This window comes from uncultured Caballeronia sp. (assembly GCF_964243625.1).
In the GTDB taxonomy this organism is placed as follows: Bacteria; Pseudomonadota; Gammaproteobacteria; order Burkholderiales; family Burkholderiaceae; genus Caballeronia.
In genome coordinates, this window is the sequence record NZ_CAXTGZ010000097.1 from 1 (window position 1) to 15,164 (window position 15,164).

General features: G+C 60.7%; 16 protein-coding genes. 4 read left to right on the forward strand and 12 right to left on the reverse strand.

From position 1 onward, the window contains the following. A partial coding sequence (locus ACFFAR_RS09175) for an indolepyruvate ferredoxin oxidoreductase family protein (RefSeq protein ID WP_375507791.1) occupies window positions 1-2,219 on the reverse strand: 2,219 nt, incomplete at its 3' end. A 296-nt stretch (window positions 2,220-2,515) separates the two neighbouring features. Here ACFFAR_RS09175 and ACFFAR_RS09180 point away from each other — a divergent pair. Then, window positions 2,516-2,698 (forward strand): hypothetical protein, encoded by a 183-nt coding sequence (locus ACFFAR_RS09180; RefSeq protein WP_174365025.1) that lies wholly within the window; start codon window positions 2,516-2,518, stop codon window positions 2,696-2,698. Between the two features lie 70 nt (window positions 2,699-2,768). On the opposite strand, the gene hppD is transcribed toward ACFFAR_RS09180, so the two are convergent. Then, window positions 2,769-3,872: a 4-hydroxyphenylpyruvate dioxygenase gene (gene hppD, locus ACFFAR_RS09185; protein WP_375507792.1), complete on the reverse strand. Its 1,104-nt coding sequence runs from the start codon at window positions 3,870-3,872 to the stop codon at window positions 2,769-2,771. Between the two features lie 133 nt (window positions 3,873-4,005). Between hppD and ACFFAR_RS09190 the strand changes: the two genes are divergently transcribed. Next, complete coding sequence (locus ACFFAR_RS09190) at window positions 4,006-4,509, forward strand: Lrp/AsnC family transcriptional regulator (protein ID WP_062000508.1); 504 nt, start codon at window positions 4,006-4,008, stop codon at window positions 4,507-4,509. An 82-nt stretch (window positions 4,510-4,591) separates the two neighbouring features. On the opposite strand, the gene ACFFAR_RS09195 is transcribed toward ACFFAR_RS09190, so the two are convergent. The 8 genes from ACFFAR_RS09195 to paaA form a co-directional block, all read right to left on the reverse strand. Further along, complete coding sequence (locus ACFFAR_RS09195) at window positions 4,592-5,230, reverse strand: GNAT family N-acetyltransferase (protein ID WP_375507795.1); 639 nt, start codon at window positions 5,228-5,230, stop codon at window positions 4,592-4,594. 251 nt (window positions 5,231-5,481) lie between these two features. After that, window positions 5,482-6,087: a TetR/AcrR family transcriptional regulator gene (locus ACFFAR_RS09200; protein WP_062000507.1), complete on the reverse strand. Its 606-nt coding sequence runs from the start codon at window positions 6,085-6,087 to the stop codon at window positions 5,482-5,484. A 69-nt stretch (window positions 6,088-6,156) separates the two neighbouring features. After that, a complete protein-coding gene (locus tag ACFFAR_RS09205) occupies window positions 6,157-6,972 on the reverse strand; it encodes a DUF1835 domain-containing protein (RefSeq protein ID WP_062001003.1) in 816 nt (271 codons plus the stop codon). Window positions 6,973-7,111: 139 nt separating this feature from the next. After that, the gene (gene paaE / locus ACFFAR_RS09210) at window positions 7,112-8,200 is read right to left on the reverse strand and encodes a 1,2-phenylacetyl-CoA epoxidase subunit PaaE (protein WP_174365053.1); all 1,089 of its coding nucleotides are present in this window, start codon (window positions 8,198-8,200) and stop codon (window positions 7,112-7,114) included. 8 nt (window positions 8,201-8,208) lie between these two features. Further along, window positions 8,209-8,739, reverse strand: coding sequence for a 1,2-phenylacetyl-CoA epoxidase subunit PaaD (gene paaD / locus ACFFAR_RS09215; RefSeq protein ID WP_375507793.1), 531 nt, complete (start codon window positions 8,737-8,739; stop codon window positions 8,209-8,211). Between the two features lie 5 nt (window positions 8,740-8,744). Then, complete coding sequence (gene paaC / locus ACFFAR_RS09220; RefSeq protein ID WP_174365054.1) at window positions 8,745-9,545, reverse strand: 1,2-phenylacetyl-CoA epoxidase subunit PaaC; 801 nt, start codon at window positions 9,543-9,545, stop codon at window positions 8,745-8,747. 13 nt (window positions 9,546-9,558) lie between these two features. After that, entirely contained in the window at window positions 9,559-9,843 is a 285-nt protein-coding gene (gene paaB, locus ACFFAR_RS09225) for a 1,2-phenylacetyl-CoA epoxidase subunit PaaB (RefSeq protein WP_056364669.1), read from the reverse strand. Window positions 9,844-9,853: 10 nt separating this feature from the next. Then, the gene (paaA, locus tag ACFFAR_RS09230) at window positions 9,854-10,852 is read right to left on the reverse strand and encodes a 1,2-phenylacetyl-CoA epoxidase subunit PaaA (RefSeq protein ID WP_174364319.1); all 999 of its coding nucleotides are present in this window, start codon (window positions 10,850-10,852) and stop codon (window positions 9,854-9,856) included. Window positions 10,853-11,003: 151 nt separating this feature from the next. Here paaA and ACFFAR_RS09235 point away from each other — a divergent pair, with 151 nt between their 5' ends. Then, window positions 11,004-12,272: a TIGR03862 family flavoprotein gene (locus ACFFAR_RS09235; protein WP_174364318.1), complete on the forward strand. Its 1,269-nt coding sequence runs from the start codon at window positions 11,004-11,006 to the stop codon at window positions 12,270-12,272. On the opposite strand, the gene ACFFAR_RS09240 is transcribed toward ACFFAR_RS09235, so the two are convergent. Then, window positions 12,273-13,472, reverse strand: coding sequence for a class I SAM-dependent methyltransferase (locus ACFFAR_RS09240; RefSeq protein WP_062170272.1), 1,200 nt, complete (start codon window positions 13,470-13,472; stop codon window positions 12,273-12,275). Between the two features lie 183 nt (window positions 13,473-13,655). On the opposite strand from ACFFAR_RS09240, the gene ACFFAR_RS09245 reads away from it, so the two are divergent. After that, the gene (locus ACFFAR_RS09245) at window positions 13,656-14,945 is read left to right on the forward strand and encodes a GDSL-type esterase/lipase family protein (RefSeq protein ID WP_174364317.1); all 1,290 of its coding nucleotides are present in this window, start codon (window positions 13,656-13,658) and stop codon (window positions 14,943-14,945) included. 8 nt (window positions 14,946-14,953) lie between these two features. On the opposite strand, the gene ACFFAR_RS09250 is transcribed toward ACFFAR_RS09245, so the two are convergent. Beyond that, on the reverse strand, window positions 14,954-15,164 hold a 211-nt coding region (locus ACFFAR_RS09250), incomplete at its 5' end, for a hypothetical protein (protein WP_375507794.1).

A 15,164-nucleotide genomic window follows, 5' to 3' on the forward strand; every position in this document is an offset into this window, starting at 1 on the left:
GGAAGCGTTGGCATGGGCACGGGCGGCATGCCATCGCCGGAAATGCTCGATACCTTCGGCTTCTTCAACTGGCCGCCTTCCACCGTGACGAAGCTCGGGCAAAATCCGTTCACGCACGAGTAATCCTTGTTGCACGTAGACTGGTTGATCTGGCGCTTTGTGCCGTATTCGGTGTCGAGCGGTTCAACCGATAAACAATTCGACTTGACCGAGCAATCGCCGCAGCCTTCGCAGACGGCTTCGTTGATCACGACACGCTTTGCCGGATCGGGATAAGCGCCGCGTTTCCTGCGCCGGCGTTTTTCCGTGGCGCACGTCTGGTCGTAGATGAGAATGGTCGTGCCGCCGATTTCCCTCAGCTCGCGCTGGACTTCATCCAGTTTCTCGCGATGATAAATCTGGATGCCGGGCGCGAGGCCGACGTTCGCATCGTACTTTTCGGGTTCATCGGTGACGATCACGATTTTCTTCGCGCCTTCGGCCGCGAGCTGATGCGTGATCTGCGGCACGGTAAGCACGCCGTCGACCGGCTGGCCGCCGGTCATCGCCACGGCATCGTTGTAGAGGATCTTGTACGTGATGTTGGTCTTCGACGCGATCGCCGCGCGGATTGCCAGCAGGCCGGAGTGGAAGTACGTGCCGTCGCCGAGATTGGCGAACACGTGTTTGTCGTTGGTGAAGGGCGCTTGGCCGATCCACGCCACGCCTTCGCCGCCCATCTGGCTGAACGTGCTCGTGCTGCGATCCATCCAGACGGTCATGTAATGGCAGCCGATACCCGCCAACGCGCGGGACCCTTCCGGCACGTTCGTGGATGTATTGTGCGGACAGCCCGAGCAGAACCACGGCTTGCGCTCCGCTTCAACACGCGGCCGGGCCAGGGCGCGTTCCTTCGCTTCGATCACCGCAATCCGCGTCGCGATGCGCGCGCGCACTTCGGCAGGCAGATCGAACTTGTCGAGCCGCGTGGCAATCGCCTTTGCGATGATCGCCGGCGACAACTCGTAATGCGCCGGCAGAAGCCAGTTGCCCATCGGCACGGACCATTCGCCGCCGGCGCCGTCTTTCTCGTCGAACTTGCCGAAGACGCGCGGACGTTGCGCATCGGGCCAGTTATAGAGTTCTTCCTTGATCGCGTATTCCAGGATCTGGCGCTTTTCTTCGACGACCAGGATCTCTTCCAGACCGTGAGCGAAGGCATGCGCGCCTTGCGCTTCGAGCGGCCAGACGCAGCCGACCTTGTACAAGCGCACGCCGATGCGGGCGCAGGTTTCATCGTCGAGACCGAGGTCCGATAACGCCTGGCGCACATCCAGATAGGCCTTGCCCGCCGTCATGATCCCGAAACGCGCGTTCGGCGATTCGATCTCGATCCGGTCCAGCTTGTTTGCGCGCACGTAGGCGAGCGCCGCATACCATTTGTAGTCGAGCAGCCGCGCTTCTTGCACGAGCGGCGGATCGGGCCAGCGGATGTTGAGTCCGCCATCGGGCATCGCGAAATCGGTCGGCAACACGATCTCGACGCGATTCGGATCGATATCCACCGATGCCGACGATTCCACCACATCGGTCACGCACTTCATCGCGACCCAGAGGCCGGAGTACCGGCTCATTGCCCAGCCGTGCAGGCCGAAGTCCAGGTATTCCTGCACGTTCGATGGAAACAGCACCGGCAATCCGCACGCCTTGAAAATGTGTTCGGACTGATGCGCGAGCGTGGAGGATTTGGCGGCGTGATCGTCGCCGGCGAGCACGAGCACGCCACCCTTCGCCGATGAACCCGCCGAGTTGCCATGCTTGAACACGTCGCCGGTTCTGTCGACGCCCGGTCCCTTGCCGTACCACATGGAGAACACGCCGTCGTACTTGGCGCTGGGATACAGGTTGACCTGCTGCGAGCCCCAGACGGCGGTCGCCGCGAGGTCTTCGTTCACGCCGGGCTGGAACACGATCTCATGCGATGCGAGATGTTTCTTCGCTTTCCACAGATGTTGATCGAGCGCGCCGAGCGGGGAACCGCGATACCCCGAAATAAACCCGGCGGTGTTCAAGCCGGCGGCGTGATCGCGTTGTTGTTGCAGCATGGGCAACCGGACGAGCGCCTGAATCCCGCTCATGTAAGCGCGGCCGCGTTCGAGGGTGTATTTGTCGTCGAGTGTGACGGTGGTGAGCGCGGCTTCAAGCTTGGCTTGTTGTTCCGCGTCTAGTGGGGCATTCATTGTAGGTTCTCTCCGCCAACGTTTGGGATCGCCAAAACTCATGTGGCTTTAGCGTCTTGTGGACGCGGCAGCCGGGATTTTGAGTGTGCCTGTTTTGCATTTCTGGCAGCACTGGTAAAAACCCGCTGAAAACAAATGACACGATCGTTCGCGTGTTACGAGGTGTAAAAACGCCCGATTTTCATCATGCGCGGGAACCGCTCGTGGCGGCGGTATTCAAATACCGTGACCGATGCGCAATGTGAAACGCGCCCGGTCATTGGACACACCGATGCACGCAGTTGAAGGAGCAAGAAGTGAAACAACGATATATCCAGAATTTCCTGATGGTCTCCGCCGCATTCCTGGCGATAAACGTGCCCCGCGTCGGCGTTGCGGCCGGTTCCGAAACCTTGATGACCGGCACGCTGCGCATGGCGCCGGCTCGGGTGGAGCAGGTCTCGAACGACCCGGCTGCGAGAAAGAAAGACGAAGCCTGAATTTTCCGAACGAACAAACAAATGCCGGCGATCTGTGAGGATCGCCGGCATTTTTATTCAGTCGCGCACATCAGCTCGCTGTTGTGTCCTTCACCACGCCGCGTCGAATCTGATCGAGTTCGATCGATTCGAACAGCGCCTTGAAGTTGCCTTCGCCAAAGCCCTGATTGCCCTTGCGCTGGATGATCTCGAAGAAGATCGGGCCAATCTGGTTTTCCGTGAAAATCTGTAGCAGGATTTCGTCGCTGACCCCATCGATCAGGATCTTGCGTTTTCTCAGTTCCCCCACCGATTCGCCGTGATTCGGCACGCGCCGGTCGACAAGCTCGTAATACGTATCAATGGTGTCCAGCAACGCGATATCCGCGCTGCGCAGGGCGTCGACGGTGTCGTAGATGTTGTCAGTCCCGAGCGCGATGTGCTGAATCCCCTCGCCACGATACGCATCGAGATATTCCTGGATCTGTCCCGACGTGTCCGATCCTTCCTCGTTGATCGGGATGCGGATCTTGCCGCACGGCGAGCTCATCGCTTTCGACTTCACGGCCGTGACCTTGCCTTCTATGTCGAAGTACCGCGCCTCGCGGAAGTTGAACAGGCGTTCGTAGAATTCGGCCCACTCGATCATGCGTCCGCGATGCACGTTGTGCGTCAAATGGTCGATGTACGTCAAACCATGGCCAACGGGATTTTGATCGGCGCCCGGAATCGGTTCGAAGTCGACGTCGTAAATGCTGATATCGCCGATGCTGCCCGCCTGCGCGCCGTTCTTGCCACGCCACCGGTCGACGAAATAGATCAGCGAATCGCCGACGCCCTTGATCGCGGGAATGTTGAGCTCCATGGGGCCCGTTTTATTGTCGAAGCCCCACGCGCCGAGATCGAGCGCGCGCTTGTAAGCCTTGCCTGCATCGGCGACGCGAAACGCGATCGCGCAAATCGACGGTCCATGCAAACGCGTAAAGCGTTGCGCGAAGGAATCGGGCTCGGCGTTGATCAGGAAGTTGATGTCGCCTTGCCGGTACAAGGTCACGTCCTTATGCCGATGCCGCGCGATCGCGGTAAATCCCATTTGCTCGAACAATCGCCCAAGCGCGACCGGATCCGGCGCCGTGTATTCGATGAATTCGAAACCATCCGTGCCGACGGGATTGTCCCAGGTCGTTGGTTGCATGCCTTGTCTCCGTAAATCGCGATTAACAGGACAAAGTCTATCGAGATGCGTGTGGCGGATACTTGCGAATCAAATCGCGCATCATTACGATGACGCACGTTTATAGCGTCCACTGGCGCAAAAGGGGCAGACTATGGCGCGAATCGAACTCGACGCAATCGACCGCAAAATCCTCGCAATTCTGCAGGTCAACGGCCGCTTGTCGAATCAGGACATCGCCGATCAGGTGAGCTTGTCGCCGAGTCCCTGCCTGCGCCGTATCCGGCGGCTGGAAGAGGCGGGCGTGATAAGAGGTTATGTCGCGCTACTGGAGCCCCGTCTGCTTGGACTCGGGCTGCTTGCGTACGTCAACGTGAGGCTGGAAAAGCGTGGCGGATCGGTCGCTTCGGCGGGAATGAAAAATCCGCCGACGCATGCGGATCGATTCCGCGACGCCTTGCTCACCTGGCCGGAGGTCGTGGCCTGCGATGCAATGACCGGCGACACCGACTACCTGCTGCGCGTCCAGGTGGAAGACATGGAGCACTTCTCGCGTTTTGTGCAGGACCAGTTGCTGCACCATCCATCGGTGATCGATGTGAAAAGCAGCTTCTCGCTCGAGCGCATCAAGGAAACGACGGCGTTGCCTATCCGTTGATTGCGCGGATGCTCCAGACGCAAAAAAGGCGGCTTTCGCCGCCTTTCGTGCTTTTGCGCATGCTTGCTGATATGGCCGGAACTCAGGCCGCGTCGGCAGTAGGCATGAACGCCTGAAACATTTGCGATGCCCGGCGCGCCTGGCGCTTGATCGCGTAATCGAAGACCGCTGCCTGCTCCTGCAACATCTCCGTCAGGATGCTGCTCTGGTCAGCAGGCGTGAGCGACAAATAAGCATCGGCTTCGCCGTATGCGTACTCGATCTTCATGCCCGACTTCTTCGCAATGTGCATCATGGTCGAGTTGCGCGACAAACAATGCATGTAGAGCATTGAAACGTGTGTGTTGCGGCTGCGAATCGCGGCGCGCTCGAACAAGCGGCTGCCGACACCACGGCCCCGCGCGCTTTCCAGCACCGATACACCGAACTCAGCCGTGCGCTTGTCGCCTTCCGCCGGCAAATAGGCAAGATGCCCGACGCCGACCACGTTCAGCGCTTCATCGAATACGCCAAAAACCGTATCGCGCGAAAAGTCGATGTTCGTCACATAGTTCTCGATCACACGATCCGGCACGATCTGGCCGAAGCGCAAAAGGCGGTCGTCTTCGTCGAGGGCGAGAAAGTGGGTCATCAGGCGCTCGCGATCCGCGGAGGACAGCTCACGAACGAGAACGGGCGATCGACCGGCGGCGCTCGGCGAGCGATCGGCAGATGCGAAGATCGATGCGGCGGGGCGGTTGAAAGATAGGTTCACGATGGTGGCTCCTTGAATCGTCGAACGACATGGTGCGTCGCAAAACGAATTTTAGCCGAAACATCGTTTTAGTACTAGGGAAAACCCGTAAGACGGTGTCGAGGATTATGTCTAACTTTCAAGTATTACGAATAAAAATCTTTTAAAATCAATTGTTTACACGCTGTTGCGGAAAACGGACGTGCGTGCGCCCAAGTCGTATATTGCGGTGCAGCATTTCACGAATCGCCATTCATTCCCCGTTCGATCACATCGACAACCTGTTCCGCAAACTCCCCGTAACCCAGCTTGCCGTCAGGTTTGAGCCATGTGAATGTCCAGTTGATCATGCCGAAAACCATCATGGTCAAGGCCGTCTGATTCTCTTTGGTCGCCCGCTTCGGATAAGCACGCGCCAGTTGCCGCGCAAACGCAGCGACGATACCGCGCTGGCGTTCGAGCACGATTTCACGCTGCGTATCTTCGAGGTACTTCACGTCGTTGAGCAGCGCGACGTGCCGGCTATGCGACGTTTCGTATTCCGCGAGAAACGCGCGAATGAGCTCGGCAAACGCCTCGCGCTCGGTGAGCCCGCGCCGCTGGCTCGCGCCTTCCACCTCCGCGATGATCAGCATCAGCCGCTTCGTATAGCGGTCGAGCAGGTCGAACAGGATGGCTTCCTTGCTCGCGTAGTAGTGGTAAAGCCGCGCCTTGGACGTGCCGCTGGCGGCGGCGAGATCGGCCATTGATGTGCTCGGGTAGCTCGTCTGCGCGAATTTCGCGGCGGCGAGTTCGAGAATCTGCTCGCGTTGTGTGTCGTGGTCGGGCGCTCTGGTACGTGCCATTGAGTCTCGGAGAAGTGCTGGGTCGAACGGAATTCTAATGCTTGAGCGCGACTTGGCTCCGTCCGGCGGCTAATGCGAGGCGCGGCGCAGTCTTGCGTCGGCAATTTTTGAGGGATCGCCGCGGATTTCCAGCTTGCCTGCAGCCACGAGTTCGCGGCATCGCCAAAGGGCGATCGAGTCGCTGACCAGGAAGCCGAAACTTCCGCCCATCACCTCGCCCGCCAGCCGGCGCGACTCGATCCAGCCGGCGCTTGCGATCTGGAGGATGGTTTCATCGATATCGGAATACGTGCCCGAGATAAACGTGTTGTCGCGCCAGCGCCGCGTTTCGCTGTTGATCTGCTTCACTTCCTGCCATTCGAGCGCGAGCCGGCTGATGCGCAACACGGAGATGGGCGCGGCCGTCGGCAGCTTGACGCCGAGTTCGGCTGCCGTGAACATGCCAACCGCTGTAATGCCGTCGCCGCGGCCACGACGGCGCTGCGTGCCGTCGTCGGCGGTGATGAGGGGTAGATCGTCGGCGGTCAGTTTGGCTTCGTTCAGGCGTTGCGGCACGTTGCGCAGGAAATAAGCGACGCGCCGCAGCATCAACTGATCGCCCGCGCTCTGGCCGTGCCAGACCACGACTTGACCCGTGCCCTGGGCCAGTTCGCGCAACAGCGCATCTTGTTCCTTGAGCTTCGAAATGAAATCGACTTTGTGCTCGTCGAGCACTTGTTGCCAGAAGAGGGCACGCGTTTCCGGGTTGTCATCGATACCCCTCAGATGGCCGACCGCAAGATCGTCCTTCAGGGGAATGACGCGCTCATCGCGTGAAACTGCATTCAGCGCTTCGCGAAGTATCTCGGCGGCATAGTCGCCGTTGGTAACGTGAATGGTGCTCATCAGTAACGGTGACCGCAAACGTAAGAAGGCCGGCTGCTGTGTAGCCGACTCGATCGATGTGATCGACATGACGGCAACTTAACAACAGACGGCCCCTAGTGTAAGCGAATTGAATCAGTGCAATCCGCCAACTGGTCGCTCAACGTTCGTCATAGCTCACAACTACCCGATCCGAAACCGGATGACACTGGCACGTCAGCACGAAACCGGCATCGATTTCTTGTTGTTCCAATGTGAAGTTTTTCTCCATGCGCACTTCGCCTTCCAGCACTTTTGCGCGGCACGTACAGCAGACACCACCCTTGCACGCGTAAGGCAGCGCGAGGCCGGCCTTCAGCCCGACATCCAGTACGCTCACGCCCTGGTACGGCAGACGAAACTTGCGCCTTTTTCCATCGATGACCAATTCCAGATCCGCCGTCGGCGTGTTGTCCGTGATCTCGATTTGCGGAACACCGGCTTGCGGCAAAGGCGTCCCGAAGCGCTCGACGTGAACCTGCTTCGGCGGCACGCCCGCGCCTTTCAGGGCGGCTTCGGCGGCGTCCATCATCGGGCCGGGACCGCAGATGAACGCTTCATCGATTTCACTGGCGGGAACGAGCGCCTCGAGGAACGCCGCGCATTTTTCCTGGTTCAGCACGCCGTTGAACAGTTCGACGTCCTGCAAATCGTCCGATAAAACGTGGTACAGCGAGAACCGGCTCATGAAGCGGTTCTTCAGATCTTCGAGTTCCTCGGCGAACATGATGGCGTCGACGCTGCGATTGCCGTAGATCAGCGTGAAGCGGCTGGTGGGCTCCGTCTCGAGCGTCGTCTTGATGATGGCAAGCACCGGTGTGATGCCGGAACCGCCCGAAAACGCAACGTAATGCTTGAAGTGATCGGCGTTCAGATGGGTGAAGAAGCGGCCATCGGGCGTCATGACTTCGATTTCGTGACCGGGCTTGAGCATGTCGAAAGCGAAGTTCGAGAAGCGGCCGCCGCGCACGCGCTTGATACCGATACGCAATTCGCCATCGCGATCGTAATCCGTCACGCCGACGCAAATGGAATACGAACGCCGCGTTTCCTCGCCGTCGATATGCGTTTTCAACGTGACGAACTGGCCTTGCGTAAAGCGGAACGCATCACGCAGGGTGTCGGGGACATCGAAGGAAACGGTAACGGCGTCCGCGGTTTCGGGACGAACGTCGCGGATGCGAAGCGAATGGAATTGCGGAGTCGCCATGGTCGTTTTCAGTACGGTTTGAAGTAGTCGAACGGCTCGCGGCAATCCATGCAGCGATACAGCGCCTTGCACGCCGTCGAGCCGAATTGGGCAAGGCGTTCTGTATGCACTGAACCGCAGCGCGGGCAGGCGGGTTTATCGACGATGCGCGGCACGAAACGCAGAGGCCGTTCTTGCGGCGCGTGTTCGTTCGAGCCGCAGTTGCCCATGGGCGGGGCGATGCCGTATTGCTTGAGCTTTTCGCGGGCAGCGTCGGTCATCCAGTCGGTGGTCCATGCGGGCGCCAGAACCGTCTCTATCCGGTGCTTCGCGAAACCCGCCGCGTTCAGCGCCGCGCCGATGTCTTCCGCAATCTGGTACATCGCCGGGCAGCCGGAATACGTTGGCGTGATGACAATTTCCAGCGTGTCGTCGGCGGCGCGGCGGACGTCGCGGAGGATACCCAGTTCGCGTATGGACACCACCGGAATTTCCGGATCGGGCACGGCTTCGAGCACGTTCCATACGTGTTCGAGCGCAACGTCTTCCGCGGTTGTCATGGCGTTCACCACGTCGCGCCCGGGTGCTGGCGCGCGATGCTTTGCAATTCCGCCAACAGATAACCCATGTGCTCGGAATGCTCGCCGAGTTTGCCCGTGGTCACGTGCTGCACGTCGGCGGGTTTTTGCAGCGTGGCTTCGGCCAACGTTGCGTCCACATCTTCGCGCCACGCGGTTTCCAGATCGGCTGTCAGCGGACCGATACCGGCATCGGCGATGCGCGTTTCCACCTCATCCACGCTGAAGAATTCGCGTGTGTAGGGCATCAGGTAATCCACCGCCGCCTGAGCCCGGCGATGCGATTGCTCGGTGCCATCGCCGAAACGCAGCAGCCAGTCGCTCGCGTGATTCAGGTGATATCGCGTTTCCTTGATCGACTTAGAAGCGATTGCGGCAAGCTGTGCGTCGCTCGATCGGGTCAGCGCCGTCCAGAGATGCGACATTAGCGTGGAATACAGGAAATTGCGCACGACCGTCACCGCGTAATCACGGTCTGCGCGCGTCGTTCCCGACAACGGTCCGGCGTGCGGCAATTCGCTCAACGTGAAGTTGCGGAAATCTCGCTCATTGCGGAAATATGCGTAGTCGTCTTCGGTTTTCTGCGTGCCGTGCAACTCGGTCTCGAGCGCGGCCGCATGCGAGTAAAGCAGGCGCGCCTGGCCGATCAGATCGAGACTGATGTTGGCGAGCGCAATGTCTTCCTCGAGCACCGGGCCGTGTCCGCACCATTCGCCATTGCGTTGCCCGAGGATCAGCGCGTTGTCGGCGAGGCGCAGCACGTAGGACAGATGTTGGGGCGTCGTCATGTCTAGCCTTCGATCACATGTGGTTGATTTCGTCGGGGAGCACGAAGAACGTCGGGTGACGATAAATCTTGTCGCCGGCAGGTTCGAAGAACTCGGCTTTATCGGCGGGATCGGACGCCGTGATCGCCGCCGATGGCACCACCCAGATGCTCACGCCTTCCTGGCGACGCGTGTAGACATCGCGCGCCATGCGCAGCGCAGCCGGCGCGTCGGGCGCGTGCAAACTGCCGCAATGCTTGTGATCGAGTCCCTGCTTGCTGCGCACGAACACTTCCCAGATCGGCCATTCGTTGTTCATTTGTCGCTCCCTATGCAGCTTGCTTTTGAGCACGCGCGGCTTGTTTGGCGGAATAGGCGAGGGCTGCTTCGCGAACCCACTCGCCGTCGTCATGCGCCTTTACGCGTGTCGCGAGGCGTTCCTTGTTGCACGGACCGTCGCCATTCACGACGCGCCAAAATTCGTCCCAGTCGATGACGCCGTAGTCATGCGCTTGCCGTTCCTCGTTCCATTTCAGATCGGGATCGGGCAGCGTGACGCCGAGAATCCGGGCTTGCTCGACGGTTGCATCGACGAATTTTTGCCGCAAATCATCGTTCGATATCCGCTTGATGCCCCACTTGAACGACTGGCCGCTATGAATGGAGTCCTTGTCGCTCGGGCCAAACATCATCAGCACGGGCCACCACCAGCGATCGACCGCCTGCTGGACCATGTCCTTTTGGGCCTGCGTGCCTTTCATCATGGAGAGCAGCGCGTCGAAACCTTGCCGCTGGTGGAACGACTCTTCCTTGCAGATGCGGATCATGGCGCGCGCATACGGCCCGTACGTACAGCGGCACAGCGGAATCTGATTCATGATCGCGGCGCCGTCGACCAGCCAGCCGATCACGCCGACGTCCGCCCAGGTCGGCGTGGGGTAGTTGAAGATGCTCGAATACTTGGCCTTGCCGGCGTGCAGCGCATCGACGAGCTGATCGCGCGATACCCCCATGGTTTCCGCCGCGCTATATAAATAGAGGCCGTGGCCACCCTCGTCCTGCACTTTTGCGAGCAGGATGGCCTTGCGTTTCAGACTCGGCGCCCGCGAAATCCAGTTGCCTTCCGGCAGCATTCCGACAATTTCCGAATGCGCGTGCTGCGAAATCTGGCGAACCAGCGTCTTTCGGTACGCGTCTGGCATCCAGTCCTGCGGTTCGATTTTGCCGTCGACCGCCATCACGGCGTCGAAACGGCTGAGTTCCGAAGACGTGGACGCCGGGTCGATGGACTGGACGTTGCCGGGAATATCGAGGGATTGCGTGTACATGACGATCGCTCGCTGTAGGAAGTCGTTGTGGAGCAATTATAAACCGACCGGACGGTCGGCTAATAGATATTTTTTGAGATGGCTGGCCTGGACCGGTCGCGTTCGCGGCGAATGCGACAATACGGGCTGATCTCCACCAACTTTTCCGTGCATGCCGTCATCGATCGAATCTCCTGTCCCGCGTGTGGCTGTTATCGGCGGCGGCCCTGCCGGCTTGATGGCAGCTGAAGCGTTGGCGGCGGGCGGTGTCGAAGTGGATCTCTACGACGCCATGCCATCGGTCGGCCGCAAGTTCCTCATGGCAGGAAAGGGCGGCATGAATCTCACGCATTCCGAGCCTGCCGAAGCTTTCCTGTCGAGGTACGGCGAGCGCCGGGCGTTTATCGAACCGCTGCTGCGCCGTTTCGATGCCACCGCCTTGCGCGCGTGGGTCCACGATCTGGGAGTGGAAACGTTTATCGGCAGCTCGGGACGCGTCTTTCCCACCGACATGAAAGCGGCGCCAATGCTGCGCGCGTGGTTGCATCGGCTACGTGAATCGGGTGTGCGTTTCCATATGCGGCACAAGTGGATCGGCTGGGACGACGCCACGCCATGCGCGCTCCGGTTCGCAACGCCGGAAGGCGATCGCGACGTTCACGCCGATGCCGTCGTGCTCGCGCTGGGTGGCGCAAGCTGGCCGCGGCTTGGATCGGACGCCGCGTGGATCGCGCATCTGGAAGCGCGGGATGTATCGGTTGCGCCGTTCAAACCATCGAATTGCGGATTCGATATCGACTGGAGCGAGCACTTCAGCAGCCGCTTTGCCGGCGAGCCGCTCAAGTCGGTCGCCATCGGTTTGCCGCGTGAAGACGGTGGCGCGGACTGGCGGGCGGGGGAATGTTTGCTGACATCGACGGGCATTGAAGGCAGTCTGATCTACGCAATGTCCGCGCGCATTCGCGACCGTCTGGCCGAGGGCCATGCCACCTTCCTGCTCGACCTCGTTCCGGCGCTGACCCATGAACGCGTCCACGACGAAGTCACGCACCCGCGCGGCGCACGTTCCATGTCGAGCCATTTGCAGAGCCGCCTGAAGCTGACGGGCGCGAAGGCCGGATTGCTGCGCGAATGCCTGACCCGCGAAGATTTCGCCGATGCCACCCGCCTTGCGCAACGCATCAAGGCATTGCCGTTGACAGTGACGCGGCCGCGGCCCATAGCGGAAGCAATCAGCAGCGCCGGCGGGGTGAGGTTCGAATCGCTGGATTCGCAATGGATGCTCGCAGCCATGCCCGGCGTTTTCTGCGCGGGCGAGATGCTGGACTGGGAAGCGCCGACCGGTGGTTATCTGCTGACATGCTGTTTCGCGAGCGGAGTGGTCGCCGGAGAAGGGGCGCTGGCTTTTCTAAACCGAAACCATGCCCCGGCGGCGCTTTGATCAAGCCGGCACGAGCCGCCACAACGAAGTGACTTCGGCCGACCTCGCCTGGTATAGCGGATCGGTTTTATCGGCGGCGCGGGGGTGGTTCGGTCGCACGTCCATCCGGCCATCGGTCTTGAGCCCGGCTTGATCGACCCACTCCTGGAATTGGGCGCGCGTACGCAGGCCCAGATGCTCGGCCAGATCCGACAGGATCAGCCAGCCTTCGCCACCAGGCGTCAAATGCGCGGCAAGGCCGTCGAGGAAACCGCGCAACATCCGGCTTTCCGGGTCGTAGATCGCATGTTCGATAGCCGAGCTCGGCCGCGCCGGCAACCACGGCGGATTACAGACGATCAACGGCGCGCGGCCTTCCGGAAACAAATCAGCTTCGATCACTTTGACCTGCGGCGAAAACCCGAGCAAATCGATGTTCTCATGCGCGCAGGCGAGCGCGCGCGGGTCGATTTCCGTCGCGATCACGCGCTTCACGCCCCGCTGGGCCAGCAACGCGGCCAGCACGCCGGTGCCCGTGCCAATATCGAATGCCAGTTCCTTCGATGGCAACGGCTGATCCGCCACCAGCTTCACATACTCGCCGCGCACAGGCGAAAACACACCGTAATACGGGTGAATCCGCGCGCCCAGCGCCTCGACGTCCACGCCCTTCTTGCGCCACTCGTGCGCGCCGACCAGCCCGAGCACCTCCCGCAGCGACACGACCGACTCACCCGCCGCCGGACCGTATGCCTCTTCGCACGCCTCTTTCACAACCGGAGCACGCCGCAACGTAATGGCGTACTCGGCGTCGAGCGGCAGCAAGAACATGCCGAGCGTGCGGGCCCGCTGCGACTGAGCAAGCCGATGCAAATTGAACGCTTCGCCGGGCGCGGGCGCTTCAGCCGGCGCATCGGGCGTGGCGCTGCGTTGCTTGGCTTTCGCCTTCGCCGACTTCTTGGGCCGTGTTTCGATACGTCGCGCCACAGCCTGCAACAACTGCCGCGCATTCTGGAAATCGCCGCGCCACAAGATAGCGGTCCCTTCGCAAGCCAGCCGATACGCCGAGTCCGCGGTCATCTGGTCATCGCCTATGACGACGCGTTTTGGCGGCGCGATCCCGCTTTCCGAGCGCCAGAGCGCCGAATGGCTTTCGCCTTTTTCCTCCCATTCAATGAGGGCGGATGCGGCGCTGGTGCTGGAAGAGGTTTTGGAATGCATGCTGAATAAGTACCGGACAAAGTAAGAACCGCGAGGCGGAATGCCGACATTCTGAGGGCTTTTCACAAAACGGTCTGATTTTCCGTCCATTTGGAAGGCGCGTGACGACGCCACCGCCGCTGTAAGCGTGCGGTCTGCTGCGTAGGGCACAATCGGTTTTTCCCGAAAATTTCCCGCTCCCCGATGAACCTTCGCGTCCTTTCCGCCGTTGCCGCAGCGACGTTTTCTGCCTTCCTGCTCGCGTCCACGCCAGCCTTCGCCGACGACGCACCCTCCGGACACTGGGTCAGCGCCTGGAGCACAGCGCTCCAGCAGATCCCGCAGCGCGCCGAGTTGCCGGCGCTGTATCGCGCACCTGAATTCGGCGGGCGCACGGTCAGGCAGATCGTCTATCCCGCCATCGATGGAAAGCAGCTTCGCCTGCGGTTCAGCAATGTGTATGGCACGGCGCCGCTCGTTATCGATGGTGCGCAGGTCGCGCGCGCAGTAGCGGGCAACGCGGCAGGAACGCGGGCGGGAACGACGCGTCCCGTCACGTTTGGCGGCAAGCCGGGCGTGACCATCGCGCCGGGTGGCCAGGTCGACAGCGATCCTGTGGCATTCAATATCGCTGCTTACCAGCCGCTGGCGGTGAGCACCTATATGGCTGAAGGTCAGAAACTGGCCGCGTGGCATCGGGTGGCAAGCCAGGTCAACTACATCTCGACGCCCGGCAACCATTCCGCCGATACCGACGCCTCCGCCTTCCGCACGCGCTTTACGCAATTCGTGTGGCTGACGAGCGTTGCCGTCGATACCGCCCCCGCGCAGACCCTTGTTGCCATTGGCGATTCCATCACCGACGGGATGCGTTCCACGCCTAACGCCAATCGCCGATGGACCGACGCACTCGCGCGCCGGCTTACCCAAAAGGGAATTGAAGGAACGGCGGTGGTCAACGCAGGAATCAGCGGCAATCGCTTGTTGAGCCCGTCGCCGTGTTACGGCGACGCCGTGCTGAGCCGCTTCGATCGCGATGCTTTGCGCCAGCCGGGCGTCCGGTCGGTGATCGTGCTGGTCGGCATCAACGACATCAATTTCCCTTCGATGCCCCCGCACGCCGGCCTCGATTGCGACGATCCCCACACGCCTGTCACGGCCGACTCGCTGCTGCGCGGCTACCAGCGGCTTATTGCCCAGGCGCACCAGCGCGGAGTGAGGATCTATGGCGCGACGCTTACGCCGGCCGCCTTGCCGCCCGAACGCGAGGCGATCCGCACCGCAGTGAACAATTCCATCCGGTCCAGCCGGGCGTTCGATGGCGTCGTCGACTTCGATCGCGCGCTGCGAGACCCGGATCACCCGGACAAGCTGCAACGCCGCTATGACAGCGGTGACCACATCCATCCGAGCGACGCGGGATATGCCGCAATGTCGGAGGCGGTTCCTATCGAAGAAATGGGCCTTACGAGGTCCACAGCCGGCGCCAAATAAGCTTCTTTTCAAATTATTTGAAGATGCTCTTGCCAGACCTGTGGGTATCGCCTATTATTCGCCTCCTCGTTTCGCAACGAGGGTCGCCAAGGAAACAGGCGGGCTCCAAAGTCGGTAAGTTTGAAAGCAAAACGCTCACAAACTTGTTGACAAGGGGAAAAAGATTCTACATAATCTCGTTTCTGTGCTGCAAACGCAGCGACGCGAAAGCGGTGGTGT